Annotated in this window: 22 protein-coding genes; 10 read left to right on the forward strand and 12 right to left on the reverse strand. The window is 65.5% G+C overall.

Annotation, left to right across the window (positions count from 1 at the left end):
• Window positions 1–45 precede the first annotated feature (45 nt).
• The 6 genes from WQQ_RS19300 to gloB form a co-directional block, all read right to left on the reverse strand.
• The gene (locus WQQ_RS19300) at window positions 46–435 is read right to left on the reverse strand and encodes a hypothetical protein (protein WP_007186937.1); all 390 of its coding nucleotides are present in this window, start codon (window positions 433–435) and stop codon (window positions 46–48) included.
• Window positions 432–1,151 carry a tetratricopeptide repeat protein gene (locus tag WQQ_RS19305; protein WP_237715094.1) on the reverse strand — a complete coding sequence of 240 codons (720 nt, stop codon included), beginning with the start codon at window positions 1,149–1,151 and terminating at the stop codon, window positions 432–434. Before WQQ_RS19305 ends, WQQ_RS19300 begins: the two co-directional genes overlap by 4 nt.
• Window positions 1,135–3,984, reverse strand: a complete 2,850-nt coding sequence (locus tag WQQ_RS19310; protein ID WP_040455148.1) for a tetratricopeptide repeat protein — start codon at window positions 3,982–3,984, stop codon at window positions 1,135–1,137. The genes WQQ_RS19305 and WQQ_RS19310 overlap by 17 nt, the downstream gene beginning before the upstream one ends.
• Window positions 3,981–5,831 (reverse strand): hypothetical protein, encoded by a 1,851-nt coding sequence (locus tag WQQ_RS19315; protein WP_007186940.1) that lies wholly within the window; start codon window positions 5,829–5,831, stop codon window positions 3,981–3,983. The genes WQQ_RS19310 and WQQ_RS19315 overlap by 4 nt, the downstream gene beginning before the upstream one ends.
• Window positions 5,831–6,358 carry a hypothetical protein gene (locus WQQ_RS19320; RefSeq protein WP_007186941.1) on the reverse strand — a complete coding sequence of 176 codons (528 nt, stop codon included), beginning with the start codon at window positions 6,356–6,358 and terminating at the stop codon, window positions 5,831–5,833. The genes WQQ_RS19315 and WQQ_RS19320 overlap by 1 nt, the downstream gene beginning before the upstream one ends.
• 157 nt (window positions 6,359–6,515) lie before the next feature.
• Window positions 6,516–7,325, reverse strand: a complete 810-nt coding sequence (gene gloB, locus WQQ_RS19325) for a hydroxyacylglutathione hydrolase (protein WP_007186942.1) — start codon at window positions 7,323–7,325, stop codon at window positions 6,516–6,518.
• A 38-nt stretch (window positions 7,326–7,363) separates the two neighbouring features.
• Between gloB and WQQ_RS19330 the strand changes: the two genes are divergently transcribed.
• The 3 genes from WQQ_RS19330 to dnaQ are packed head-to-tail and all read left to right on the forward strand — an operon-like array spanning window position 7,364 to window position 9,352.
• Window positions 7,364–8,137 carry a methyltransferase domain-containing protein gene (locus tag WQQ_RS19330; protein ID WP_237715095.1) on the forward strand — a complete coding sequence of 258 codons (774 nt, stop codon included), beginning with the start codon at window positions 7,364–7,366 and terminating at the stop codon, window positions 8,135–8,137.
• Window positions 8,134–8,586 carry a ribonuclease HI gene (gene rnhA / locus WQQ_RS19335; protein WP_007186944.1) on the forward strand — a complete coding sequence of 151 codons (453 nt, stop codon included), beginning with the start codon at window positions 8,134–8,136 and terminating at the stop codon, window positions 8,584–8,586. The genes WQQ_RS19330 and rnhA overlap by 4 nt, the downstream gene beginning before the upstream one ends.
• Window positions 8,587–8,620: 34 nt before the next feature.
• Window positions 8,621–9,352: a DNA polymerase III subunit epsilon gene (gene dnaQ, locus WQQ_RS19340; protein ID WP_007186945.1), complete on the forward strand. Its 732-nt coding sequence runs from the start codon at window positions 8,621–8,623 to the stop codon at window positions 9,350–9,352.
• 13 nt (window positions 9,353–9,365) lie between these two features.
• On the opposite strand, the gene WQQ_RS19345 is transcribed toward dnaQ, so the two are convergent.
• Together WQQ_RS19345 and WQQ_RS24505 are read right to left on the reverse strand one after the other, a co-directional pair.
• Window positions 9,366–10,292, reverse strand: coding sequence for an ArsR/SmtB family transcription factor (locus WQQ_RS19345; RefSeq protein ID WP_007186946.1), 927 nt, complete (start codon window positions 10,290–10,292; stop codon window positions 9,366–9,368).
• A 170-nt stretch (window positions 10,293–10,462) separates the two neighbouring features.
• Window positions 10,463–10,951, reverse strand: coding sequence for a phasin family protein (locus WQQ_RS24505; protein WP_007186947.1), 489 nt, complete (start codon window positions 10,949–10,951; stop codon window positions 10,463–10,465).
• A 285-nt stretch (window positions 10,952–11,236) separates the two neighbouring features.
• On the opposite strand from WQQ_RS24505, the gene fadB reads away from it, so the two are divergent.
• Window positions 11,237–13,387: a fatty acid oxidation complex subunit alpha FadB gene (fadB, locus tag WQQ_RS19355; protein WP_007186948.1), complete on the forward strand. Its 2,151-nt coding sequence runs from the start codon at window positions 11,237–11,239 to the stop codon at window positions 13,385–13,387.
• A 43-nt stretch (window positions 13,388–13,430) separates the two neighbouring features.
• Window positions 13,431–14,594 (forward strand): acetyl-CoA C-acyltransferase FadA, encoded by a 1,164-nt coding sequence (fadA, locus tag WQQ_RS19360; protein ID WP_007186950.1) that lies wholly within the window; start codon window positions 13,431–13,433, stop codon window positions 14,592–14,594.
• Between the two features lie 64 nt (window positions 14,595–14,658).
• On the opposite strand, the gene WQQ_RS19365 is transcribed toward fadA, so the two are convergent.
• On the reverse strand, window positions 14,659–15,435 hold the full coding sequence (locus WQQ_RS19365; RefSeq protein ID WP_007186951.1) for an enoyl-CoA hydratase: 777 nt from the start codon (window positions 15,433–15,435) through the stop codon (window positions 14,659–14,661).
• A 156-nt stretch (window positions 15,436–15,591) separates the two neighbouring features.
• A complete protein-coding gene (gene ilvB, locus WQQ_RS19370) occupies window positions 15,592–17,403 on the reverse strand; it encodes a biosynthetic-type acetolactate synthase large subunit (RefSeq protein WP_007186952.1) in 1,812 nt (603 codons plus the stop codon).
• A gap of 238 nt (window positions 17,404–17,641) precedes the next feature.
• Here ilvB and ilvN point away from each other — a divergent pair, with 238 nt between their 5' ends.
• The 5 genes from ilvN to leuA all read left to right on the forward strand — a co-directional run bounded on the left by ilvN (window position 17,642) and on the right by leuA (window position 22,792).
• Window positions 17,642–18,142, forward strand: coding sequence for an acetolactate synthase small subunit (gene ilvN / locus WQQ_RS19375; RefSeq protein WP_007186953.1), 501 nt, complete (start codon window positions 17,642–17,644; stop codon window positions 18,140–18,142).
• A 78-nt stretch (window positions 18,143–18,220) separates the two neighbouring features.
• A complete protein-coding gene (gene ilvC / locus WQQ_RS19380) occupies window positions 18,221–19,237 on the forward strand; it encodes a ketol-acid reductoisomerase (RefSeq protein ID WP_040455346.1) in 1,017 nt (338 codons plus the stop codon).
• Window positions 19,238–19,296: 59 nt separating this feature from the next.
• A complete protein-coding gene (locus tag WQQ_RS19385; protein ID WP_007186955.1) occupies window positions 19,297–19,914 on the forward strand; it encodes a phosphatidylserine decarboxylase in 618 nt (205 codons plus the stop codon).
• Complete coding sequence (gene pssA, locus WQQ_RS19390) at window positions 19,911–20,741, forward strand: CDP-diacylglycerol--serine O-phosphatidyltransferase (protein ID WP_007186956.1); 831 nt, start codon at window positions 19,911–19,913, stop codon at window positions 20,739–20,741. The genes WQQ_RS19385 and pssA overlap by 4 nt, the downstream gene beginning before the upstream one ends.
• Before the next feature lie 347 nt (window positions 20,742–21,088).
• Window positions 21,089–22,792: a 2-isopropylmalate synthase gene (gene leuA, locus WQQ_RS19395; protein ID WP_040455347.1), complete on the forward strand. Its 1,704-nt coding sequence runs from the start codon at window positions 21,089–21,091 to the stop codon at window positions 22,790–22,792.
• A 62-nt stretch (window positions 22,793–22,854) separates the two neighbouring features.
• Here leuA and WQQ_RS19400 read toward each other — a convergent pair whose 3' ends face one another.
• Window positions 22,855–23,871, reverse strand: a complete 1,017-nt coding sequence (locus WQQ_RS19400) for an FHA domain-containing protein (protein WP_007186958.1) — start codon at window positions 23,869–23,871, stop codon at window positions 22,855–22,857.
• Window positions 23,856–25,169: a S1C family serine protease gene (locus WQQ_RS19405; RefSeq protein WP_007186959.1), complete on the reverse strand. Its 1,314-nt coding sequence runs from the start codon at window positions 25,167–25,169 to the stop codon at window positions 23,856–23,858. Before WQQ_RS19405 ends, WQQ_RS19400 begins: the two co-directional genes overlap by 16 nt.
• Window positions 25,170–25,178: the final 9 nt, after the last annotated feature.

Raw genomic sequence — 25,178 nt, forward strand, 5'->3', positions numbered from 1 at the left:
AAGCTCCATGAAGCTCGCTCCTATGCGGGTCTTTGAGTGACAGGACTACGGTGAAGAGGGGGACGGCGCCGCTGCAGCGGGAGCCGGGGTTTTGGCACGCTGCGCTGCTGCAAGCGCCTCGTAATACTCGACTTGGCGCGAAAAGACACGCTTGTCGACCGGCTCGAGGTCGAGACTCAGCAGACGGGCGGGACGATCGATGTCGACTTCAGCCGCCGCATTGCGCCAGGGGGTGATGTAGAGGCCGATCGGCGATTCGCGGTCGCCGATGATGGTGGTGCCGTCGCTGCCGGGCTTGGGCGCGGCTTTGGCGGTATCGACGGCCGGCGCTTCGGGCTGCGCGGTGTTGACGGCGGGTTTCTCGTTCTGCGCCTGGGCGGGGCCGCACAGCGCCCACAGCAAGGCCGGAATCAGGAGGCGGATTCGGATGCTCACTTGGCGGCGCCTCCGCTGGTGGCGGCCGGAGCCGGAGCGGCGGGCGCGGCGGCTTTCTGCGCGGCCTCGATCTCGGCGATCCAGGCCAGCACCCGCAGGTCTTCCTTGCCGTACTGCTGCAGATACTGGCGATAGTGTGGAATCGCGTCGGCCGGGCGCTTCATGTACTCGTCGAGCAGGATGCCGAGGTTCAGGTGCACGGCCGGGTAGTTCGGCTTGACCGCGAGTGCCTTCTCGTAGGCTTGTTGGGCCATCGGGTAGTTGCCGCTCTCGCGATAGACGATGCCGAGCCAGTTGAACGCGGCCGCATTCTGCGGGTTGCTCGTCGCCGCCTTGTTGAAGGCCGAAGTCGCGATCTGCAGGCGGTTGGACTTGGCGTAAATGATGCCGAGGTTCATCTGCGGGCCCGTGAAGTCCGGGAAATCCTGCGCAAGCTTCAGGAAGGCCGCTTCGGCTTCGGCGGTCTTCTTCGTGCGCATGAGTTCCAGCGAGGCCTTGAAGCGGTCCTCCGGATTGCCTTTTTCGGCGGCAGCCTGGTCGGCGGCCGTTTTCTCGGCCTCGGCGGCGGCCTTGTCCGCAGGCGTTTCGGCGGCCGGCCGCGCCGGCTTGCTGGACGGACGCGTGCCGACGCTGCCGCCGCAGGCGGCCAGCGTCAGCATCAGGGCGGCTGCCAGCAGCCGGCTCGCGACCGTCATGGTCTTAGCGCAGGGTTTCATAAATCTCCTCGCCCTGTTCGCGTTTGGCGTACTTGCCCGGCGCGATCTGGGCCAGCGCCTTGTAGCTCTTGGCGACCCATTCGTCGTAGATGCCCTGCGGAATGCGGCGCAGATTGGATTCGTGGGCCTCGATGGCTTTTTCCTCGAACGGGAAGGCCTGCTCTTCGAGCAGCAGGTTGTACTGCTCGAGTTCCAGGCCCGACAGGTTGCGCGGACGCTCGGAATCGTTCAGCGACTTGGCGAAATCCAGCTGCAGCACGCCGAGCTCGTAGGTCGCGGCGGTGGTCACGTCGGCGAAGCCGTAGGTGCCGGCACGGTTGAACGACTGGATCGCCGCTTCGACGGCCTTCTGTTTGGCCGGCAGCGATTTCTCGATCGGCAGCGTGATGCGCAGCGTCTTGGCCTGGGCCGCGCTGAGGCGGCCGATTTCGAGGCTGGACTTGGCGGCCAGGGCGCGAGTCGCATCCGTGCGTTCGCCGCCGGCGGCCGCGTCGGCATTGACGATCTCGCGCAGCCAGAACAGCTCCTGCTCGCTGTTGCGGCCGTCACGTGCGATTTCGACGAGGCGATTGCGCGCCTGCATCGAGCGATCGAGCGGGCGAGGGAAGGCCCCGACGTAGGACTGGTACGCAGGCCCGGACTGGGCCGGCAGCTTGGCCTCGTCGTAAAGCGTGGCCGTAAGCCAGGCCGCTTCCTGGCGCACCTGCGGGGACTCGGTCTGGCGCTGGGCGATGCGCGCGTACGCGCCCGCGGCCTGCGCCGGCTTGTTGTCCTTCTGGTAGGACATCGCGAGCTTCTTGTCGACGTCCGGGACCAGGTTGTTGCTCGGGAAACGCGTGCGGAAGTTCTCGAGCGTCTTGGCGGCCGTGGGCCAGTCTTCCATGTCGACCAGGCTAGAGGCCGCGTCGTACTCGGCGTTCGGGCGAATGCCGGCGTCCGGCACCACTTCGCCGAGGCGCAGGAAGTGGCCGACGGCGCCGCGCAGGTTGCCCGCGGCGCGCGCTTCTTCGCCCTGCTTGTAGATCGAGGCGGCGAGCTGATCGGACACTTCGCGGCGCTGCGGCGCATTCGCGGCCGTGAGCTTGAGCTCCGAGGCGAAGGCCGCTTCGGCCTCCGGGTAGCGCTTTTGCGCGAACTGCGAGTCGCCGATCACGCTGTAGGCGATGCGCTGCAGATCCGAGGTGGCGCTCGGCTTGTTCGTGAGCACGCGCTGGGCGACGCCGATGGCTTCGTCGAGCGCCTTGAGCTCGTACAAATCCTCGGCCGCCTGGGTGAGCACCTTGAGCTTCTCGGGGTGGTACTCGAAACGATCGGCGAGCTTGACGCCCGAATCGACCGCCAGCCGCAGAGCAGCCGGGCGCTGGGCGGCCGGCACTTCCTTGGCATGCTTCTCATAGGCCTGGAACGAGGCCAGCGCCGCATCGGCCGTCTTCGGATGCGGCTTGTAGTCGTAGGCGGTGCGCGCGTACTGCTCGGCCGCCTGCTGCGTCTTGCCGCCGTCGAGCAGCGCGTCGGCGAACAGCATGTTGATCTCGGGCGCCTTCGGATCGGTCGGGAAGACCTCGAGAATGCGCTGGTACCACTTGGCCGCGACGAGGAAATCGCCCTGGCGCTTGGCTTTGTCGGACTGTGCGAGCGCGTGATAGTGGCGCGCCAGATCCTCCATGTGCTTGCGCAGCTCGGTCAGCACCGCCTCGGTGGCGGGACGGCCGCTCCAGTACGCGGCCTGCGGATCGTAGACGGTGGCGTAGCGTTCCTTCTCGCGGATCACGAGATCGCGGAAGCCGCCCTGTTCGTACGCGGTGATGACCTGCGACTGGAACACCGGCGCGAGCGCATGCGTCGGATAGCGCTGCGTGAACGCGGCGAAGGCCTCGGCCGCGTCGGTGTAGCGCTCGCGTTCGAGCAGCAGCTTGCCGAGCGCGTCATAGACCAGCGGGAAGAAGCGCGCATCGCCGTGCTTCTGGAAATACTCGTTTGCCGCGACGCCGCCGCCCTGGGCGGCCAGCGACAGCGAGACCACGCGCAGCGAATCCTTGACGAGGTCACTCTTGCCTTTCTTCGCGGCGGAGACGGCGGCTTCGCTGTCCTTGAGTTCGCCGGGCGGCAGCTCGCGATCGAGCACTTCGAAGAAGTTGCCGATCGCGGCGTCGTACTTGGCCTGGCGATACAGCGACCAGCCGTACTTGTACTGCGCGGGCTCGTAGAACGGCGTCGCCTCGCGCAGATCCATCACGATGCGGTATTCGCCCTCGGCCTCGGTGAAGCGCTCGCGCACGAACAGCAGCTCGGCACGGCGAAAATGCGCGTCGCCGCCGAGCTTGGACTGCGGGAATTCGCTGTTGAGCTTGGCCAGCGTCTTGATGGCACCGTCGGTATCGCCGCTGTTCTGCTGCGCACGGGCGAGCTGGTACAGCACGCGATCGTTGTTCGGATCGCCCGGACGCTCCTTGAGCAGCTGCTCGTAGGTGCCCATCGACTTGGCGAGCTGGGCCGCGCTGTCATCGCCGCCACCTTTGAGATCGTCGGTCTGCACCTGCAAGTCGGCCATGCGACGCATCGCCTCGGCGCGCGTCGCGTCGTCGGGTGCGAGTTCGAGCAGCTTCTTGTAGTTGGCGATGGCCTTGTCGGGATCGGGCGCAACCGGATCGCTGCGCTGGATGTGCAGCTTCTGCGCGGCCGGCTGCTCCTTCTTGATCGTCTCGCGGATCGACGGAGCCGCGTCCTTGACCACGGCGGGCGTGCCGCCGCAGGCCGACAGCAGCAGCGCGGCGCTCGCCGCGCCGATCAAGGGATGTGCCGAAACGGACAGCAACGGTCGAAGGCGCATCATTTCTTGATCTCGTACTCGTCGGGTTCGTCGACGCTGCCCAGCGGACGGTCATAGAGACGGGCCAGCGCGAAGCGGGCCTCCACCAGATACTTCTCGATCAGCGTCTTCTGCGACTTGAGTTCGGTGCTCGCCATCTCCTGCAGCAGGCGGCCCTGCTCGTCGCCCATCTTGATCAGCGCCGGCTTGAGCGAGTCGAGGCGCTTGCGCAGGTCGCCGACCTGCTCGAAGGTTCCGCGAAACACCTGCGGATCGGGTGGATTGGCGAGCTTGAGCTCGGGCGCGCGCAGCGGCGGCATGACGACCGCGCGATCGTAGCGCCCGGGCTCGGCGAGGTTGATCTCAGTGGCAAGCTTGATGTTCACGCCGCTGCGCAGCTCGGTCCGGTTTTCCTTGGCGCGCGAGAACAGGATGCCGGTGTCGACGGTGCCACGGCTGGCACCCGTGGAATAGCCTTTCTCGACGTCCGTCAGGCGCTTTTCCCAGGCTTCGAGATTGCGTTGCAGCAGGCGCGCATCGCGATAATTCTTGAGCGCTTCGGCGAAGCGATGCTCGGCGAGCATCGTCTGCAGGTAATAGGTCTCGGGCGCGTCCGGCAGGTCCTTGAGTTCCCAGTTCCAGCCCGATTCGGCGTCGACTTCGCGCTTGATGATCGTATCGATCATGCGATTGCTGCGAATCGCGGCGAGTGCCTTGTCGGTGCGCTCGCGCGCGGCTTCGAGGCGTTCGATGGCCTGCTCGTAATAGCTGCGCGCCTGCTCGTGGGCGCCGACCTGGTCGAGCGCATACGGAACGGCGAGCCAGCTCTCCTGTACGGCCGGGTCCTGCGGATCGCGGTCTATCAGCAGCAGCCAGACCGACAGCGCACGATCCATCGCCTCCGCCTGGTCGCTAGACCCGAGCGAACGCCTGAAATGGCGCTTGCGCATCGAATCGTCGTCGACCTGACCGCGACGCAGCAGCACGCCGAGCGTCGAGAACGAAGCGAACGGATCGCGCTGCTTGTCCGAGCTGCCGTCTTCGAGATCGACGCGCTTGGCGCGCTCGCCATTGGGCAGCAGCTCCGCCCAGCCCAGGCCGAGCAGGGCGCGGTTGGAAAACGGGCCTTCGACGCGCACGCGCTGCAGGATCGGCTTGGCGGCGGCCGCCTGCTGGTTCTGCAGAAAATCCCAGCCCAGCGTCAGGTTGGCCTTGTCGGCGAGCGCGAGCGTGTCGCGATCGCTGGGGGCGAGCTTGCCGACGCGGTCGAGCACGGTGTGGCCTTGTTCCGCACGTTTTTCACGCAGCAGGCCGACGCCGAGGTTGTAGCGCGTGTACTCACTCTGGTCGTCGCCGTTCTTCGGCGCGGTGAGCACTTCGACGGCGTCGGCATTGCGGCCCTGTTCGAGCAGCACCTTGGCGAGCAAGTCCTGCCATTCGATCAGCAGTTCCTTGGGCAGGCCTTCGCGAATCCTGAGCAGGCGGGCGCGCGATTCGGGCAGGTAGCCGCGCGTATATTCGAAGCGCGCTTCCTTGAGCTGGGCGCGCGCGAGCTGCAGCGGGTCGGAAGTACCCTGCGAGAGTGCCTCGTAGATCGCATCGGCGCGCTCGCGCAGACCGAACGACAGGTAGTTGTCGGCGAGCAGCCACGGAAACTGCACGTCGCTCGATCGTCCGGCCTCGGCCTGCACGCGCAGCAGTTCGACCGACGCCGACATGTGGCGCTTGTCTTCGCCGAGGAAACGGGCCGAGCGGATGCGTGGATCGTTGTCGTCCCCGGGCTTGTAGAAGTTGGCCGCGGCCTGGGCGCTGCCGGCCGAGAGCACGAACGCGCCGAACGCGAGCGCGAAGCGGTTGCGACGCAGGTTCATCACTTGGATGCTCTCCACTCCTGCAGGCGCAGCACCGGCTTGCCACCGCGACGGGCCTTGCCGACGACGAGTTCCAGCGTGGTCGCGCTCAGTGCCTTGTCGAACACCGCATCGATGCGATCGGCGATGACCGGCTCGCCCTCTTTGGCGTCGGCGTACTGGGCAACGAAATCGGCGCTGATCTTGTGTGCGCCCTTGGAGACGTTGAAGCGGCCCAGGCGCTGCAATCCGCGGCTGCGGACCAGCGCGCGCGAATCCGAATCCTTGTAGGTGTAGGTGACCGCTTCGCCGCCGTCGATCGAGACCGTGATGCGCTGCAGCAGCAGGGCCTGCGTCTCCACGCTGACGTAGACCTCGACACGGGAATGCTCGGGATACAGGTAGTTCTCTTCGGCGATCAATGCGTCTCGGTTGAACTGCAGCACCTCATCCTTGAGCGCCTGGATGTTCTGGTCGAGCAGCAGGGCTTTCTCGGAGATGGGGTCGGCCGCCATCGCGATCGCGACCGGAGCCAGGACCAGGGCCAACGTCGGCACAAGCGCAGCACAGCGGCGTCTCAAGGTCGTTAGACCGCGAACAAGAGGCATCAGGAATGGGGTCTCGAAATTTGGCCCGAGTGTATCAGGGGGCATATCGGGCTGGGCATGCATATGCTGCCGCAGTCAGGTCTTGTCCGCTCGCTCCTCAAAGCTCGCCGGGCGGTCGGAAATGATCCTTCCATCGGCGCAAACTTGCAAAGACCTGCACCGGATCGCCGGAGCCTGGAGGCTCGGGCGCATGGTCTGCAATTCCGGGGCGGGCCGAGCGCAGGAAAGGGTTCACGCGGCGCTCGCGTCCGATCGTCGAAGGCAGGGTCGGGCGGTTGTGCCGACGTAGATCCTGGGCCTCGCGAATCGCTGACGCGATGTCAGAATTTTCTGACTCCACGGCGAGCGCAAATGCCAGGTTGGAGAGCGTGTATTCATGGGCGCAGTAAACCGCCGTGCGCTCGGGCAGCGCGGCGAGCCGGGACAGCGACGCGTGCATCTGCTCGGGCGTGCCTTCGAACAGCCGGCCGCAGCCGCCGTAGAACAAGGTATCGCCGCAGAAGAGCGCGCCGAGATCGGCAAAGTGATACGCGATGTGCCCGAGCGTGTGCCCGGGCACCGCGATCACCTCGGCCCGATGGCCGAGCACCTCGATGCGGTCGCCGTCGTTCAGCAAATGCGTGAGCGTGCCGATGCGCGGCTGCTCCGCCTGCGGGCCGTAGACGGGCACCGCGCGACGCTCCAGCAACTGTGCAATGCCGCCGACATGATCCCCGTGATGATGCGTGACGATCACCGCATCGAGCGCCAGCCGGCGCCGATCGAGCTCCGCGATCACCGGTGCCGCATCTCCTGGGTCGACGACGACGGCCCGGCTGCCGCGAGCGAGCAGCCAGATGTAGTTGTCGTTGAAGGCCGGGATCGGCGTGATTTCGATCGGCGTGATCTCGATGGCGGGCGTCGACATGGCTAAGATGGTCTGTGTATCAATCGCATGAGTCAATGATGCCGTTTTCGTCGTTGCGTCCAGCCCGGGTTCCGTTCAATCGCTACACCTTGTCGCTGTGGCTGCGCTCCTCGCGCGGCAAACGGCTGATCGAGCTCGAATCGGCCGAACTGCGCCGCGTGCTGCCCGAGGTGTTCGGCCGGCATGTGCTGCAGATCGGCTCGTGGGGCCGTGGCGACGAACTGCTCGAAAGCTGCGAAACCCTGCATCACGCGGTGATCGGCACAGTGGCCGATTTCGGCGAGCAGGCACGTTCGCTGCCCGAGGAGCTGCCGGTGCTCAGCAAGAGCGTCGACGGCGTGCTGCTGCCCCACACGCTCGAATTCAGCCAGTCGCCGCACAACGTGCTGCGCGAGGCCGCGCGCGTGCTGACCGATCGCGGCCGCCTGTTCGTACTCGGCTTCAATCCCTGGGGCGGCTGGGTGATGCGTCAGCGCATCGGGCTGGGCTATCGCGCGTTTCCGCCGCCGACGCGCTACTACGGCATCGGCCGTATCAGCGATTGGCTCGAGCTGCTCGATTTCGAAATCACCGAAGTGCGCCGCTTCAGTGTCGGCTTTCCCTGGATCGCCCCGCGCAGCCAGCACCAGAGCTGGAGCGTCGGAAGCCTGCTGTCTCCGTTCGCCGAGAACTATCTGGTGGTCGCGCGCAAGCGCGTATTGCCGGTGAACTTCGTCGGCAAGCTGCAGCGTGCGCAGGTCAAGCCGATCATCGGCGCCGCGGTGCAGGGCGCCGCGCAGTCGACCGTCTCGAGTCAGGCGGTGAACCTGTGAAGGCCATCACCATCTACAGTGACGGCGCCTGCAAGGGTAATCCGGGGCCGGGCGGTTGGGGCGCGGTGTTGCGCTACGGCGCGGCCGAGAAGCGCATCAAGGGCGGCGAGCCCGGGACGACGAACAACCGCATGGAGCTCACAGCCGCGATCCAGGCGCTCGATTCCCTGCGTGAAGCCTGCGAAGTCACCTTGTTCACCGATTCGACCTATGTCATGAAGGGCTTGAACGAATGGCTGTCGGGCTGGAAGCGGCGCGGCTGGCGCACGGCCGACGGCAAGGCGGTCAAGAACCAGGATCTGTGGGAGCGCCTGGACGCGGCCTGCGCCCGTCACAAGATCGAATGGCGCTGGGTGAAGGGGCATAACGGCGATCCGGGCAACGAGCTTGCCGACCGGCTCGCCAACGAAGGCTGCCTGGAAGCGACGTCGCGGGTCGGTGGCGGTTAAGCTTCAGGCATCTTCCGTATCCCGTCTCCCGTCTATGCGCCAGATCGTTCTCGATACCGAAACCACCGGCCTGGAAGTCATTCAGGGCCATCGCGTCATCGAGATCGGCTGCGTCGAGCTGGTGAACCGCCGGCCGACCAACAACGATTTCCACCGCTATATCCACCCGGACGACAAGGACATCGATCCGGGCGCCGAGCAGGTGCACGGCATCAGCATGGCGTTTCTGGCCGACAAGCCGAAGTTCGTCGAACTCGGCCGCGAGCTCTGGGACTATCTGGCCGGCTCCGAACTGGTGATCCACAACGCGGCCTTCGATATCGGCTTTCTCGACGCGGAGTTCCAGCGCCTGGGCATCAACCGGAAGCTCTCCGAGGTCTGCTCGGTGGTCGATACGGTAGCGCTCGCGCGTCGCCTGCATCCGGGCCAGAAGGTGAACCTCGACGCGCTCTGCCGGCGCTACGCGGTCGACGCTTCGCATCGCGATTTCCACGGCGCGCTGCTCGACGCCCGCCTGCTCGCCGACGTCTACCTGGCGATGACCGGTGGCCAGTCCGCACTCGGTCTCGACGACAGCAGCGCGCAGGCCGGCGCGCAGCGGCGCTCGCGCTTCGTCGAACTGCTGGGCGCGATCGAGGCCCCGCTGCGCGTGATCCGCGTCGGCGAGAACGAGCAGGCCGCGCATCTCGACCGGCTCAAGACCATCGACAAGAAATCGGGTGGCAAGCTGATCTGGGCGGACGAGTTGCCGCCCGCTGTCCACTGAGCTGGCGCGGGGGCTATTTGCGGCCGAGCGCGGTGACCACTTCGAAATAAGGCGCGCGCGTTTCGCGCGAGCTGATCCGGCAGGATTCCACCGTCAGGCCCGCCATGCGCATGAGCTTGCCGAGCTGCTCGGGGCTGATGCCGAGATTGACGTGATCGTAGGCGCGCATCGCTTCTTCGTGGCGATGTTCGGCCAGCGTCGCCACCACCAGGCGCCCACCCGGACGCAGCACGCGGGCGGCCTCGCGCAGCACTTTTTCGGGTGCCCGGCTGTAGGGCAGCGCATGCATCGCGAAGACGTGATCGAAGCGGCCATCGGCGAACGGCAGCGCGTGCATGTCGGCTTCTTCGACCTCGACGTTGGCGAACGCGGCGAGCCGCTTGCGCGCCGCGGCGACCACGGTCGGGCTGACGTCGACGCAGGTGACGCGACGCGCGTGGCCGGCGATCAGTTCGGTCAGCACGCCGTCGCCGGAGCCGAGGTCCAGCACGTCGCCGAGTTGCATGAGGCCGATCAAGGCCCGAGCGGTGGCCTCCCAGGTGCGGCCCGGCGAGTAATGCAGTTCCATGCGCCCGGCGACCGACTCGGCCCAGGTCTGGCCATGCTTGCGGGCGAGCACGGCCTGTTCGGCGCGTTCGAGATCGATGCGGGTCTGGGCGTCGCTGATCTGCATGCGCAGATGGGCCCAGAGCTCGCCGGCGGCGCCGCCGTTGCCACTCGCCGAGTAGAGCGCGGCGCTGCCGACGCGCTTGTCCTGCACCAGGCCCGCGCGCTTGAGCCGCGCCAGGTGCGTCGAGACGCGGCTCTGCGCCAAGCCGGTGATATCGGTGAGTTCGGCGACCGAGAGCTCATGGGCTTCGAGCAGGATCAGCAGCCGGCAGCGACTCGGGTCGGCCAGCAGGCGGCAGAGTTCGGTTCCTTGTTCGAGCGAGAGCGACATGGGGCGGGCTGAGTCGGGGTTTGCAGGCCTGATCAAAACGAAGGCCCGTCCGCTGGGCGCGGGCGGGCCGCTGAAAATGCGAGGAGCGGTGAGCGGCTTTCCTTGCCGTTGCACTCCGAGGCGATGCCGCGGCAGCGGCGGTGCGGCTGCTTACTCCGCGGCGTCCGGCGTCACGACGATCGCAGGCTCCGCGGCGGCGGCTTTCTTGCCCGTTTTTTTTTGGGCGCGGCCTTCTTGGCGGCGGCTTTCTTGGCCACTTTCTTCGCAGCAGGCTTCTTCGCCGCCGGCTTTTTCGCGGCCGGGGTTTTCACCGGGGCGCTTTCGCTTTTGGGCTTGCTCCTCGCCGCCGAGGCTTCGCCGGCCTTCGAAACCGTCTCCAGCGATTCGCGCGCGTTGGCGATCAGCGAGTTGAAGGTGCCCTGCATCAGATCGAACTGCGTGAGCACCACCGATTTGATGTCCGCGCCGCTCTTTTTCTGCGACTTGAGCGAGGTCAGCGCGCTGTCGTAGTAGTTGTGCAGGGCCTTGAGCTCCTTGTCCGCGAACTGCTGAAGCCCGCTGTAGATGGCCTCGTTCGTCGTGCCGACGGAAGCCAGGGAATCTTTGCGCAGCCGGTCGAACTGCTTCTTGAGCTGGTTCAGGCGTTCCTTGGCTTTCATCGCGGGTTCCTCATCGTGAAGTGATCATCGAAAGAGCAGGCAGTCTGCCGGAGTGTAGGTGCTGCCTGGAGCCGAGTCATCCCGGAGTCGCTTCGGCCTCGCTCGGCGGATCGCATGGGCGTCCATTCGCCAGCTGCCCATTGCGTGTTGTTGTCGGCGATGCAAAGCGAACGCTATGATGCAGGCCCTTTCCATACCGCTGAGTATGGAATCGTTCGCGACGCTCAGGATTCGCGGACGATGCGAGACACAGAATTCAAAACCACCAGGAGGGCTGCTTCCGCCATGTTCGAAGGACAATCCATTCGCGTGACGAAACTGGACGGCGGTATCGCCGAACTGTGTTTCGATCGCCAGGGCGATGTGATCAACAAGTTCGACAAGCGTACCGTCGAGGAACTCGCAGCCGCCGCCGCGGCGATCAAGGCCGACAGCAGCGTCAAGGGCCTGCTCGTGACGAGCGCCAAGGACGTCTTCATCGTCGGCGCCGACATCACCGAGTTCGGCAAGAACTTCGAAATGTCGGAAGCGGAGCTTGCCGCCTGGGCGATTCACGCGAACCAGTCGTTCAACGCGATCGAGGACCTGCCGGTTCCGAGCGTCGTCGCCATCAACGGCTTCGCGCTCGGTGGCGGTTTCGAAATGTGCCTGTCGGTCGACTATCGCCTGATGAGCGCCGCGGCGCAGATCGGCTTTCCGGAGGTCAAGCTCGGCCTGATCCCGGGCTTTGGCGGCACCACGCGCTTTCCGCGTCTGGTCGGCGCCGACAACGCGATCGAGTGGATCGCCGCGGGCGGCCAGCACAAGCCCGAAGCCGCGCTCAAGGTGCACGCCGTCGACGGCGTGACGCCGCCCGAAAAACTGCGTGAGAGCGCTCTGAAGCTGCTGAACTCGGCCATCGAAGGCAAGTTCGACTGGAAGGCACGCCGCGCCCAGAAGACCGGCAAGCTGCATCTGAACCCGCTCGAAGCCGCGATGGTGTTCGAAACCGCCAAGGGCCTCGTCGCCCAGCAGGCCGGCCCGAACATGCCGGCCCCGATGACCGCCGTCAGCGTGATCCAGAAGGCCGCCGGCCTGGGCCGCGACGAAGCGCTCAAGATCGAAGCCGCCGGTTTCGCCAAGGTGGCCAAGACCACGGTCGCCGATGCCTTGATCGGCATTTTCCTGAGCGACCAGCTGCTCAAGAAGAAGGCCAAGACCGTCGGCAAGACCGGCAAGCCGGTCAAGCACTCGGCCGTGCTCGGCGCCGGCATCATGGGCGGCGGCATCGCCTACACGAGCGCCGTCAAGGGCGTGCCGGTGACGATGAAGGACATCGCGCCCAAGCAGCTCGATCTGGGCATGTCCGAAGCCAACAAGCTGCTGTCGAAGGAAGTGGAGCGCGGCAAGCTCAAGCCGGCCAAGGCTGGCGGTGTGCTGGCTTCGATCCGTCCGGTGCTCAGCTACGGCGAATTCAAGGACATCGACGCGGTCGTCGAAGCCGTCACCGAGAATCCGAAGATCAAGAAGATCGTGCTCGCCGAGGCCGAAGCCGCGGTCGCGCCGGGCACCGTCATCGCCTCGAACACCTCGTCGATCTCGATCGACGAACTCGCCACCGCGTTGAAGGCCCCCGAGAATTTCCTCGGCATGCACTTCTTCAATCCGGTGCATCGCATGCCGCTGGTTGAAGTCATCTACGGCGAGAAGACCAGCAAGGAAGCCATCGGCACGATCGTGGCCTATGCGAGCGCGATGGGCAAAACGCCGATCGTGGTCAAGAACTGCCCGGGCTTTCTCGTCAACCGCATCCTGTTCCCGTACTTCTTCGGCTTCATGGGCGCGATTCGTGACGGCGCCGACTTCGTGAAGATCGACAAGGCGATGGAGAAGTTCGGCTGGCCGATGGGCCCGGCCTATCTCGAGGACGTGGTCGGCATCGACACCAGCCATCACGTCGGCGAAGTGCTCGCGGCCGGTTATCCGGATCGCATGGCGCCGAAGGACAAGTCGGCGCTCGACGTCATGTACGAGAACAAGCGCTACGGCCAGAAGAACGGCGTCGGCTTCTACAAGTACGAAACCGACCCCAAGGGCAAGCCGAAGAAGATCGCCGATCCGGCCAGCTACGAACTGATCAAGTCCGTGCAGCCGAACGGCCAGGTCGAGATGAGCGAAGAAGAGATCGTCGATCGCCACATGCTGCCGATGATCATCGAGACCGTGCGTTGCCTCGACGACGGCATCGTCGAAACGCCGACCGAAGCCGACATGGGCCTGATCTACGGCGTCGGCTTCCCGGCCTTCCGTGGCGGCGCACTCAAGTACGCGGACACCGTCGGGCTCAAAACCATCATCGAGAAGTGCGCCAAGTACGCGCACCTCGGCAAGCTCTATGAGCCCACCGAGTCGATGAAGAAGATGGCCGCCGAAGGCAAGACTTTCTATTCGAAGTAAGCCGAACGCTTACAAACAGGCTTACGAAGGAGTGACACAAACAATGGCTACCAAAGCAGTCATCGTCGATGCGATCCGCACGCCCATGGGACGTTCCAAGGGCGGCGTGTATCGCAACGTTCGCGCCGAAGTGCTGTCGGCGCATCTGATGCAGGAGATCCTCAAGCGCAATCCGGCGGTCAAGCCCAGTGACGTCGAAGACGTGATCTGGGGTTGCGTGATCCAGACGCTGGAGCAGGGCTTCAACATCGCGCGCAACGCCTCGCTGATCGCAGGACTGCCGCAGTCGGTGTCGGGCCAGACCGTGAACCGCCTGTGCGGCTCGTCGATGACGGCGATCCACATCGCGGCCGCGCAGATCGAAGCGGGCATCGGCGATACCTTCTTGTGCGGCGGCGTCGAGCACATGGGCCACGTGCCGATGACGCACGGCTTCGACGGCGCGCCGGAAATGTCGATCAACACCGCCAAGGCCGCGGCGATGATGGGCCTGACCGCCGAGATGCTCACGCAGACGCACCAGATCGATCGCAAGAGCCAGGACGAATTCGCGCTCGCCTCGCACCAGAAGTCGTTCGCGGCCTGGAAAAATGGTGAATACAAGAGCCAGATGGTCGGCACGCCGGGCCACGATGCCGACGGCACGCCGATCGTCGTCGACTTCGACGAAGTGGTGCGCCAGGACGCGAGCCTCGATTCGCTGCTGAGCCTGCGGCCCGCGTTCAATCCGAAGGGTTCGGTCACCGCCGGCAACAGCTCGGCGATTTCCGATGGCGCCTCCGCGACGCTGATCATGAGCGAGGAGAAGGCCAAGGCGCTTGGCCTGAAGCCGCTCGCACGCATCATCGGCATGGCCTCGGCGGGCTGCAATCCGTCGATCATGGGCATCGGCCCGGTGCCGGCGACGCAGAAGGCGCTCAAGCGCGCCGGCGTCGACATCAAGGACGTCGATTACTGGGAGCTCAACGAAGCCTTCGCCGCGCAGTCGCTCGCGGTGATCAAGGATCTCAAGCTCAACGATCGCATGGACCGCATCAACATCAAGGGCGGCGCGATCGCGCTCGGTCATCCGCTGGGCTGCTCGGGTGCGCGCATCACCGGCGCGCTCGCACACGTGCTCAACGAGAAGAACGCGCGCTACGGCGTGGCGACGATGTGCATCGGCATGGGCCAGGGCGTGGCGACGGTGCTCGAACGCGTGGCCTGATATTGCGTGATGCGTAACGAAAAAGCCCCGCAACTCGCGGGGCTTTTTCTTTGAAGCGATCGGCTCAGCTGAACTTGCTGAAATCCGGCTTGCGCTTCTGCATGAAGGCGCCCATCGCCTCGAGCGCTTCGGGCATCTTGAGCATCGGCATGAACTCGGCCGCTTCGCTGCGGATGACTTCGGGCATGCGGTCCTGGGTCCAGCGCTTGAGCAGCGCCTTGGTGGTGCGCAGCGCGTTCGGAGGCTGGCGCGAGAGTTTCTCGGCCTGGGCGCGGGCGAGCGCCTCGAGTTCCGCGGCCGGCGCGACGCCGTTGACGATGCCGGCGTCCTTGGCGGTCTGGGCGTTGAACATCTCGCCGAGCAGGCACAGTTCGGAAGCGCGCGCCGGGCCGATCATCATCGGCAGCAGCAAGGTGGAGCCGAACTCCGGGCAGATGCCGATGCTCGCGAACGGCAGCTGGAACCGCGCGTTGTCGGCCGCGTAGACGAGGTCGCAATGCAGCAGCATGGTGACGCCGACGCCGACCGCGATGCCGTTGACGGCGGCGACGATGGGCTTCTTGAAGCTCGACATCGTACGCATGAAGACCATCACCGGCGCCTGTTCGGCATCGCTCGGCGTGTTCTGCAGGAAGTCGACCAGATCGTTGCCCGCGCAGAAGCTGTCGCCGCTGCCGGTGATCAGCACCACGCGCACGCTGCTGTCCGCCGTCGCCTGGTCGAAAGCCTCCGCGAGCGCGGTGTACATGGTCGCCGTCAGCGAATTCTTCTTGTCGGCGCGATTGAGCCGCAGCGTCATCACGCCGTCCGTAATCGAGGTTTGAATCAGCGCTTCGCTCATGCAGGGCTCCGTGTCGGCACCAAGGTTGTTTTCGGTATGGCTTGAAAATTCGTCGAACGGCGATTCTAGTCCGCTTGCCGTCGAGGCATCACCCCAGAATGCATGAGGCCGGCAAGCGCCGGCCCGATGCGAAGTGTGCTGTCGACCGCGCTGCGATCAGAACAGATCGGCCTTGTCGACCTTGCCGACCGGCTTGGACGTGGCCTGGCGCGTCGGAATCCAGTCGCCCGTGATCATCTGCTCGTAGGCCATGCCGGGACCGACCATCGGGTACACGCTGGCGATGGGATCGATGATCACTTCGAGGAAGGCCGGGCCATCGAATTCGATGAAGGCCTTCACCGCGGCGTCGAGGTCCTCCTTGCGCTCCACGCGCACCGCGAACTGGAAGCCGTCGGCCTCCGCGGCCTTGATGAAATCCTTGCGATGCAGGCCCTTGTCCGAACCCGCGTAGCGCGATTCAAAGAACAGGCGCTGCCACTGCTTGACCATGCCGTCGCCGAAATTGTTGAGCACCACGATCTTCACGGGCAGGCCGTAGGTGGTCGCGGTTTCGAGCTCGCCGAAGTTCATGCGGATGGACGCGTCGCCATCGATGTCGATGACCACGCGATCGCGCGCTGCGAACGCGGCGCCGAGCGCGGCTGGCAGGCCGAAGCCCATCGTGCCCATCGAGCCCGAGGTCAGCCACAGGCGCGGTTCGGCGAAATCGAAATACTGCGCGGCCCACATCTGGTGCTGGCCGACACCGGTCGCCACCACCGCGCGCCCCTGGGTGATCTGGTTGATCGCGCGGATCACCGCGTGCGGCTGGATCGCGACCGATTCGCGGTCGTAGTTCAGCGCGTAGGTCTGCTTGAGATCGGTGATGTGGCGATGCCATTCGGCATAGCGGCCATCGGCCGCCGGCTGGTAGCCGCGCGCCGTCGCGAATTCGCGCAGCCCGTCGAGCGTCACGTCGAGCGCGCCGATGTGGTGCCACTGCACGCGCTTGACCTTGCCGATCTCCGAAGGATCGATGTCCAGATGCGCGATGGCCTTGGCGTTCGGCGCGAACTTGGACGGCACGCCGGCGACGCGATCGTCGAAGCGCGCTCCGACCGCGATGAGGAAGTCGCAGTCATCGACCGCGTAGTTGGCGAACGCCGTGCCGTGCATGCCGAGCATGTGCAGCGACAGCGGGGCCGTGGTGTCGACCGCGCCGATGCCCATGAGCGTGGTCGTCACTGGAATGCCGAAATCGTCGGCGAAGCGGCGCAGGCTCGCCGAAGCCTCGCCGTTGATGACGCCGCCGCCCGCGTAGATCAGGGGACGCTTGGCGGCGTTGAGCAGCTCGTAGAAGGACTGCGCGGCATCGACGCTCAGCGCGTTGCCGTAGGCCTCGCGCAGGCGCGCACGGAAGCCGGGCAGGGGCAGCAGGCCTTCGCCACGGTAGCTGCCGGACCAGTTCTGCACGTCCTTGGGAATGTCGACGACCACCGGGCCCGGACGGCCGCTGCGCGCGATCTCGAAGGCCGTGCGCAGCGTGGCTTCGAGCTTGAGCGGATCGGTGACGAGGAAGATGTGTTTGGCGCAGGGGCCCATGATCGAGCTGATCGGCGCCTCCTGGAAGCCGTCCGAGCCGATCGCCGCGGTCGGCACCTGGCCGCAGATCACCACGATCGGAATCGAGTCCGCCATGCTGTCGCGCACCGGCGTGACCGTGTTGGTCGCGCCCGGGCCCGAAGTCACGAGCGCGACGCCGACCTTGCCCGACGCCCGCGCGAACCCGGCCGCCATGAACCCCGCGGCCTGCTCGTTGCTGGGCACGATCAGCGGCATCGGATCGGCGCCCTCGGCGCTGCGATGCGTCTGGTTGTAGCGGAACACCGCGTCGTAGGTCGGCAGGATGGCGCCGCCCGAGTAGCCGAAAATGACGTCCACGCCCTCGTCGGCGAGCACCTGTACGACGATCTCCGCTCCGGTCATGGTGGTACCGGAAAGGGGATGGCGGGCGGTGGGATGCGCAGCGTTCATGACGGGACGGTGACGACCGGCTGGTTTGAAGGGCGCGAATTATAGGTGGTAAACCCTCAGGTAGACAGGGCCAAGGTTGCGTATAGGGGGACCGCCGATTATCCTGCGCGCCCCTCGGGTCTGCGCCCTCCGGCGCCGGCCTCGTGTACGCCCAATCACTCATCAATCAATCGGTTGCCGCGCCGGCTCAATGCGCCACATCATCTCGATCCTGCTGCAGAACGAGGCGGGTGCCCTTGCCCGCGTGGCCGGCATGTTCTCCGCGCGTGGCTACAACATCGACTCGCTGTCGGTCGCGCCGACGCATGACCCGACCGTTTCGCGCCTGAGCCTGGTCACCACCGGCTCCGATGCGGTCGTGCACCAGATCATTCAGCAGACCCGCAAGCTCGTCGACGTGGTCGAGATCGTCGATCTCGCCAGCCTCGATCATCTCGAGTGCGAGCTGTTGATGGTCAAGGTCGAGGTCACCAACGGCGCGGCCCGCGAAGTGGTCGAATGCGTGCGCCGCCACCACGGTTCGATGCTCGACGAGACCGAGAACACGCGCATGGTGCAGCTGGCCGGCACCGGCGCCGAGATCGACGCCTTCGTCACCGAGATCGGCGGCATCGCCCGCATCCTCGAACTCGTGCGCAGCGGCGTCGCCGCGATGGGCCGCGGGCAGCAGGTGCTGGCGCTGCCGAGCTGAAGAACAAGCACACAACATCGTCTCAACCAGGGCGGCCTCACGAGCCATCCACAAGCAAAAGAGAGTAGAGCCATGAGCATCAAGGTGTATTACGACAAAGACGCCGACCTTTCGCTGATCCAGGGCAAGAAGGTCGTCATTCTTGGTTACGGTTCGCAGGGCCACGCCCACGCGCTGAACCTCAAGGATTCCGGCGTCGATGTCACGGTCGCCCTGCGCAAAGGCTCCAAGAGCTGGGCCAAGGCCGAAGGCTCCGGTCTCAAGGTGCTCGACGTGGTCGACGCGGTGAAGATCGCCGATCTGCTGATGATCCTGGCACCCGACGAAGGCCAGGCCAAGATCTACAGCGAAGTCATCGCCCCGAACATCAAGCAGGGCGCTACGCTGGCCTTCGCTCACGGCCTCAACATCCACTTCGGCCTGATCGAACCGCGCGCCGACCTCGACGTCATCATGGTCGCCCCGAAAGGCCCGGGCCACACCGTGCGCGGCACCTACGTGCAGGGCGGCGGCGTGCCGACGCTGATCGCGATCCATCAGGACGCCTCGGGCTCGGCCAAGCAGACCGCGCTGTCGTACGCCTCGGCCAACGGCGGCGGTCGCGCCGGCATCATCGAAACCAACTTCCGCGAAGAGACCGAAACCGATCTGTTCGGTGAGCAGGCCGTGCTCTGCGGCGGTACCACCGCGCTGGTCCAGGCCGGTTTCGAAGTGCTCGTCGAAGCGGGCTACGAGCCCGAGATGGCGTACTTCGAAGTGCTGCACGAGCTCAAGCTCATCGTCGACCTGATGTACGAAGGCGGCATGGCCAACATGCGCTACTCGATCTCCAATACCGCCGAATACGGCGACTACGTGACCGGCCCGCGCCTGATCACCGAGGAGACCAAGAAGGAAATGAAGCGCGTGCTCGCCGACATCCAGACCGGCAAGTTCGTGCGCGACTTCGTGCTCGAAAACGCCGCCGGCCAGCCGATGCTGAAGGCCAAGCGCCGCATCGGTGCCGAGCACCCGATCGAGGAAGTCGGCGCCAGGCTGCGCGCGATGATGCCGTGGATCGCGAAGAACAAGCTGGTCGACAAGACCAAGAATTAAGTTCTCGTTCCGCAATCTCGATAAGGCCGGCCTCAGCTGCCGGCCTTATCGTTTCTGCCATGCGAAATTCCTACAACCCCATCGTCGGTATCGCGCCCGAGGGCTGGGTCGTGATGTTGGCGGTCGGCCTCGGTGGCTGGGGCATGCTCTGGGCCGGCTGCTGGATCGCGGCCTGGGGGCTGTTCGCTCTCGAACTGCCACTACTGCTGTTCTTTCTCGATCGGGCCCGGGATATCCAGGCCAGGCCACGCGGGGTGCTGGCACCGGTCGACGGACGCATCGTCTACCGCCGGGAAGCGCACGATCCGTATCTCGATCGGGAAGCGGTGCGCATCGGCATTCGCGTGAGCTTCTGGGGTGCCTACTCCTTGCGCGCTCCCAAGGAGGGCGAGGTCGATGTCGTCGACGATTCGCGTCATCGCGCTTCGATCATTCGAACCGACGAAGGCGAAGGGTTCGTCATTCAGGTGCGACGCGGCAGCCTGCTCGGCGCCTTGCCCATCCGAGTCCCGGCCGGAGAACGCGTCGGCCAGGGACGCCGCTGCGGCCTGCGCCGGCTCGCACGTGAGATCGATCTCTACATGCCGGCCGGTGCTCGCGTGGAAGTGCCGCTCGGTAGCCGCGTAAAATGCGGACAGACCCTGATTGCGACCATAGTGCGGAGAAACGCCGAATGAGCGAGGAGCTTCCGCCCGAAGCGCCAACAGCAGTGCCTGCGGCTCGCAAACGCCGCAAGGGCATTTATCTGTTGCCCAATCTGTTCACCACCGGCACGCTGTTCGGCGGCTTCTACGCCATCATCATGGCGATGAACGGCCGCTTCGAAGCGGCTTGCGTCGGCATCCTGATCGCGATGATCGCCGACGGCCTCGACGGCCGCATCGCACGCATGACCAACACCGCGAGCGATTTCGGCAAGGAGTACGACTCGCTGTGCGACATGGTCGCTTTCGGTGTCGCCCCTGCCATCGTCGTCTATGCGTTCAGCCTGCGTTACCTGGGCGATTATCAATGGCTCGGCGGCAAGCTCGGCTGGGGCATCGCCTTCGCCTACGCGGCCTGCGCCGCGCTGCGTCTGGCGCGATTCAACGTGCTCGCCGCGATCGCGAGCAGCAACAAGGATTTCTTCGGCGTTCCGAGTCCTGCGGCCGCCGCAGTGGTGACCTTCTTCGTCTGGAGTTGCGTCGACGACAGCCGTTCGCTGTTCGCCTGGATCAGCGGCCGCGTGCCGTTTTCGGGGCCCGAAGTGCTCTGGCTCGCGGCTCCGCTGACATTGCTGACCGCGTTGTCGATGGTCTCGAGCATTCGCTACAACAGCTTCAAGAAGCTCAATCTCACCGGGCCGGTGAAGTTCGCGACCTTCGCGGGCGTGGTCGGCGTGCTCGTACTCGTGGCGATCGATCCGCCGCGCGTGCTGTTCCTCGGCTTTCTGGCGTACGCGGTGTCGGGTCCGGCGGCGGTGATCTGGCGCCGCGTGCGGCGCAAGCCGGCGTCCGCGGCCTGATCGATCTTTGACGCGGGCTGGTTTTGTTTTCTAGAATCCGCGCCCATGAAAGCCGCCCGCAACATCGTTGCCTGCCAGAACCGCGAGATCGTCTCGCGCGTCTCGGCTGCGTCGGCGCTGCTTCTTTCGCTTCTCCTTCTGCCGTAAGGCAGACAAGAACGCACACGGCCGCACGGGGCTCAAACCGTGACCACCCAGACAAGACACCGACCGCCCCGCCTAGGCAGGCGCGGTCACGAGCCTCATATCGCACGCCCCGCATCATCCCGGTGTTCGTGCACAACGTCGCAACGCGGCAAGCTCATCACCGAGCGCGTTCGACCTAGCCTGGAATCACCCTCATGGCCATGCTGAAAAACCCCGCTACCAAATACCGTCCGTTCGCGCCGGTGCGTCTGAAAGACCGCACCTGGCCCGACGCCGTCATCACCAAGGCGCCGATCTGGTGCAGCGTGGACCTTCGCGACGGCAATCAGGCGCTCATCGAACCGATGAATGCGGAGCGCAAGCTGCGCATGTTCGAGACGCTCGTGAAACTCGGCTTCAAGGAGATCGAGGTGGGCTTCCCGTCCGCCTCGCAGACCGATTTCGATTTCGTGCGCAGCCTGATCGAAGAGAACCGCATTCCCGACGACGTGACGATCCAGGTGCTGACGCCGGCGCGCGAGCCGCTGATCCGCCGCACCTTCGAAGCGCTGAAAGGCGCGCGCCGCGCGATCCTGCATTACTACAACGCCGTGGCGCCGATCATGCGCGACGTCGTCTTCAACATGAGCAAGGACGAGGTGCTGTCCGAACTCGCGGTCAAGCACGCCAGGCTGGTGCAGGAACTGGCTGCCCGGCAGCCCGATACGCAGTGGGTGTTCCAGTATTCGCCCGAGATGTTCTCGGGCGCCGAGCTCGAATTCTCCAAGCAGATCGTCGATGCGGTGACCGAAGTCTGGCAGTCCTCGCCGAGCAATCCGTGCATCATCAACCTGCCGTCGACCGTCGAGCATTCCACGCCGAACATCTTCGCGGACATGATCGAGTGGATGCACCGCAATCTGCAGCGTCGCGACGGCATCATCCTGTCGGTGCATCCGCACAACGATCGCGGCACCGGCACGGCCGCGGGCGAGTTCGCGATCATGGCCGGCGTCGATCGTGTCGAAGGCTGCCTGTTCGGCAACGGCGAGCGCACGGGCAACGTCGATGTGGTCAACATCGCGTTGAACCTGTACACGCAGGGCGTCGATCCACAGCTCGATTTCTCCAACATCGACGCGGTGCGCGAGACCGTCGAATACTGCAACCAGCTGCCGGTGCATCCGCGCCATCCCTACGTCGGCGATCTGGTCTACACCTCGTTCTCGGGCTCGCACCAGGACGCGATCAAGAAGGCGTTTTCGGCGCGCAAGGAAAGCGATATCTGGGTGATGCCGTATCTGCCGATCGATCCGAAGGATCTCGGGCGCAGCTACGAGGCGGTGATCCGGGTGAATTCGCAGTCGGGCAAGGGTGGCATCACCTACCTGCTCGAGCACGAATACGGCTTGTCGCTGCCGCGTCGCCTGCAGATCGAGTTCAGCCAGGTCGTGCAGGCCGACATGGACGCCTCGGGCAAGGAAGTCACCGCCAAGGACATCTGGCGCATCTTCGAGCGCGAATACCTCGCTTCGGCGCAGCCCTACGCCTACGTCGCGCATCATCTGGTCGAAGACTCGACGCGCGATTCGGTCGAGCTCAAGTCCGAGATCAGCGTCGGCGGCGAGCGCAAGCAGGTCGTCGGCAGCGGCAATGGGCCGATCGATGCGTTCGTGGCCGCGCTGTCCAGGCTCGCGGGCGTTCCGATCGCGGTCGTCGATTACCACGAGCATGCGATCGGCGCGGGTGCCGATGCGGCCGCGGTGACTTACATCGAATTGCGCGTCGGTGATGCTTCGTCGTCGCAGCGTACGCTGTTCGGTGTCGGCAAGGACGCCAACATCGTCACCGCCTCGTTCAAGGCGATTCTTTCGGGCTTGAACCGCGCGCTGCGCGATTCGGCGGCGGACCGCGCGGCGGCCTGATCGGCGTCGGCCTGCAAGCAAAAGGCCCGGCTTTCGCCGGGCCTTTTGCTTTGCGGACAGGCTCAGAAATCGTCGTCGCCGTCCTCGTCGTGCGGCGTCTCCTGCCGGGCCGCGTCGAGTTCGGCGCGCAACTTTTCCGCGTCCGCGATGAAGGCATCCAGCGTCTGCGCGGGAGCGAGACGCATCGCCGGAGGCAGCAGCTCGTCGACCACCACTGCAGGCCCGGTGCGTTCGCGCGCATCGCGCTGCGAAAGCGCGCTGGCCCCGACGCCGAGCAGCGTGAGGGCCGCGACCACCGCGAGCTTGAAGCGCCGATAGTCGCCGCCGATGAGCCGCAGATGCCCTGCGCAGAGCAGGCCCGCAGTGAGCCAGAACACCAGGTAGCGGTAGCGTGTCACCGACGGCCACGACAGCGAATAGGCAGCGGTTTCGAGCGTCAGCGTGATCAGCGAGCTGACGACCGCCGCCGCATACGTCAGCGCCAGGTGCCGGGAAAACTGCATGGCCCCGGCGAACAGGCGATTCACCAGCGACCAGACCAGGGCCCAGACCACGCCCATGATCAGGGCCATCACGGTCACGGTCAGGTATTTGCTGATCGCCGGCTCGCCGGTCTGCTGCAACCACAGCGAGAGCATGATTTGGGCGGCGATCAGCAGCCCCAGCAGCGGCGCGATCCAGGCCGAGGCGAGACCTGAGCTTCCGATCGGCCGTTCCTCGGGCACCGCGTGAGTGCTGCCGCGCAGGCGCAGACGCGTGTCGCCGATCGAGTAGACCGCATCGGCTCCGAGTTCGATCACGCAACGCTCGACGCGCTGCCGATTCGCAAGGCACAGCCCGTTGCGGCTGCCGAGATCCTCGGCGACGAGTTCGCCGCTGTCGTTGCGGCCGATGCGCAGATGGCGCGCCGCCAGCGTCGGATCGTCGATCAGCAGATCGCTCTCGTAACCGCGACCGATGACGATGGGAAGGCGCTCGATCCGATGACGGGACAGCACCTCGCCATGAGGGGACAGGCGCTCGATCCAGATCACGCGATCCGTTTGCGGATCTCTCTCGGAGATCATCGCTTCGCCCATGAGATCGCTCCGAGATAATCGCGTGCGAGTTCGAGTGCCAGCTCGTAAGGCGCAGCTTCCATCGTCAGGCGCAGCGCCATCGCTTCCTGGTTGGCGTCCTGCGTCACCGCGGTCACGGTGACGTCGTAGAGCCCGTCGAAATCGCGATAGGCACGCGCACAGATGCCGGCTCGCAGCAGTGGCTTGTCATCGCCGCCGCCGGTCTGCGCGACGAAATCGTCGTGGCAGCGCGGCGTCGCCTTGCGCGAAGCGCTCCAGTGCATTGCGCCTTGCAGCGGCTGGTAATAGGCGCTCAGGAAACTCGCGAACTGAAAGCCGTTTAGCTTGACGCTACGCAGATGATCGTGACGCAGCTGCACGCTCCCGGGCTGCAGATCGCCAGCGATGAAGAGGTCGGTCTCGGCGCTGCACTGCGTGGTATCGACTCGGGCGCGCGGCTTGGGCACTTCGTCCGCGTTGGTGCTCGCCCAGCACTGAAACCAGGGCGCTTCGCTTTCGGGCGCCTCGTAGCGGCCGGCGACGCTGTTGCGAAAGCCATGCCCGATCATCTGGCGATACAACTCGCTTTGGCGTTCGAGCAGCTGGCGGCCGATTTCGGCCTTGGCCTGCGTGGCTTCGGCGAACGGCTTGTTGCGTGCCCTGTCGATCAGCGCAGCGCTGAAGCGGACCGGCACCAGAAAACTCACGAGCTCGCCGTCGAGCCGCTTGGCGACGTTGATGCCGACGACGCGCCCGGCCTCGTCGACGGCCGGGCCGCCACTCATGCCCGGATTGATCGCCCCGGTGAAATGAAAGCGATCGCTGTAGCTGCGCTCGGTCAGGCCGTTGTAGGTGCCTTCGACAATCGTGAAGCCGATGTCGAGCGGATTGCCCATCGCGTAGAGCCGCTGGCCCTGGCGCAGTTCGGTGCTGACGGGTTCGAGTGGCAGCGTGCTGCCGGCTGGTTCGTCGAGTTTCACCACCGCCAGATCGTGAGCGACGTCGACCGCGAGCAGGTGCAGCTTGCCGCGCTTGCCATCGGTGCGGATGTACTCGAGCCGATAGGTGCCCGGCTCGAGCGCATGCTCCGAAATGACGTGATAGTTGGTCACCGCCAGGCCGCTCGCATCGACCTGGAAGCCCGAGCCGATCGACGACTGGCGTCCCGAGGCATCGACGAGGCTGCGAATCTGCAGCAAGCCGGCGCGAGCCGCGTCGTAGGTGCGGTGCGTCTCGTCGCCTACGGGCGCGGCGAGAACGAAATGTGGACTCAGGGCCGCGGCGGCGGCGATCAACAGGGCGGCGGTCGTGCGACGCATGCGAAAGTC

The sequence above is a fragment of the Hydrocarboniphaga effusa AP103 genome, from assembly GCF_000271305.1.
Taxonomy (GTDB): Bacteria; Pseudomonadota; Gammaproteobacteria; order Nevskiales; family Nevskiaceae; genus Hydrocarboniphaga; species Hydrocarboniphaga effusa.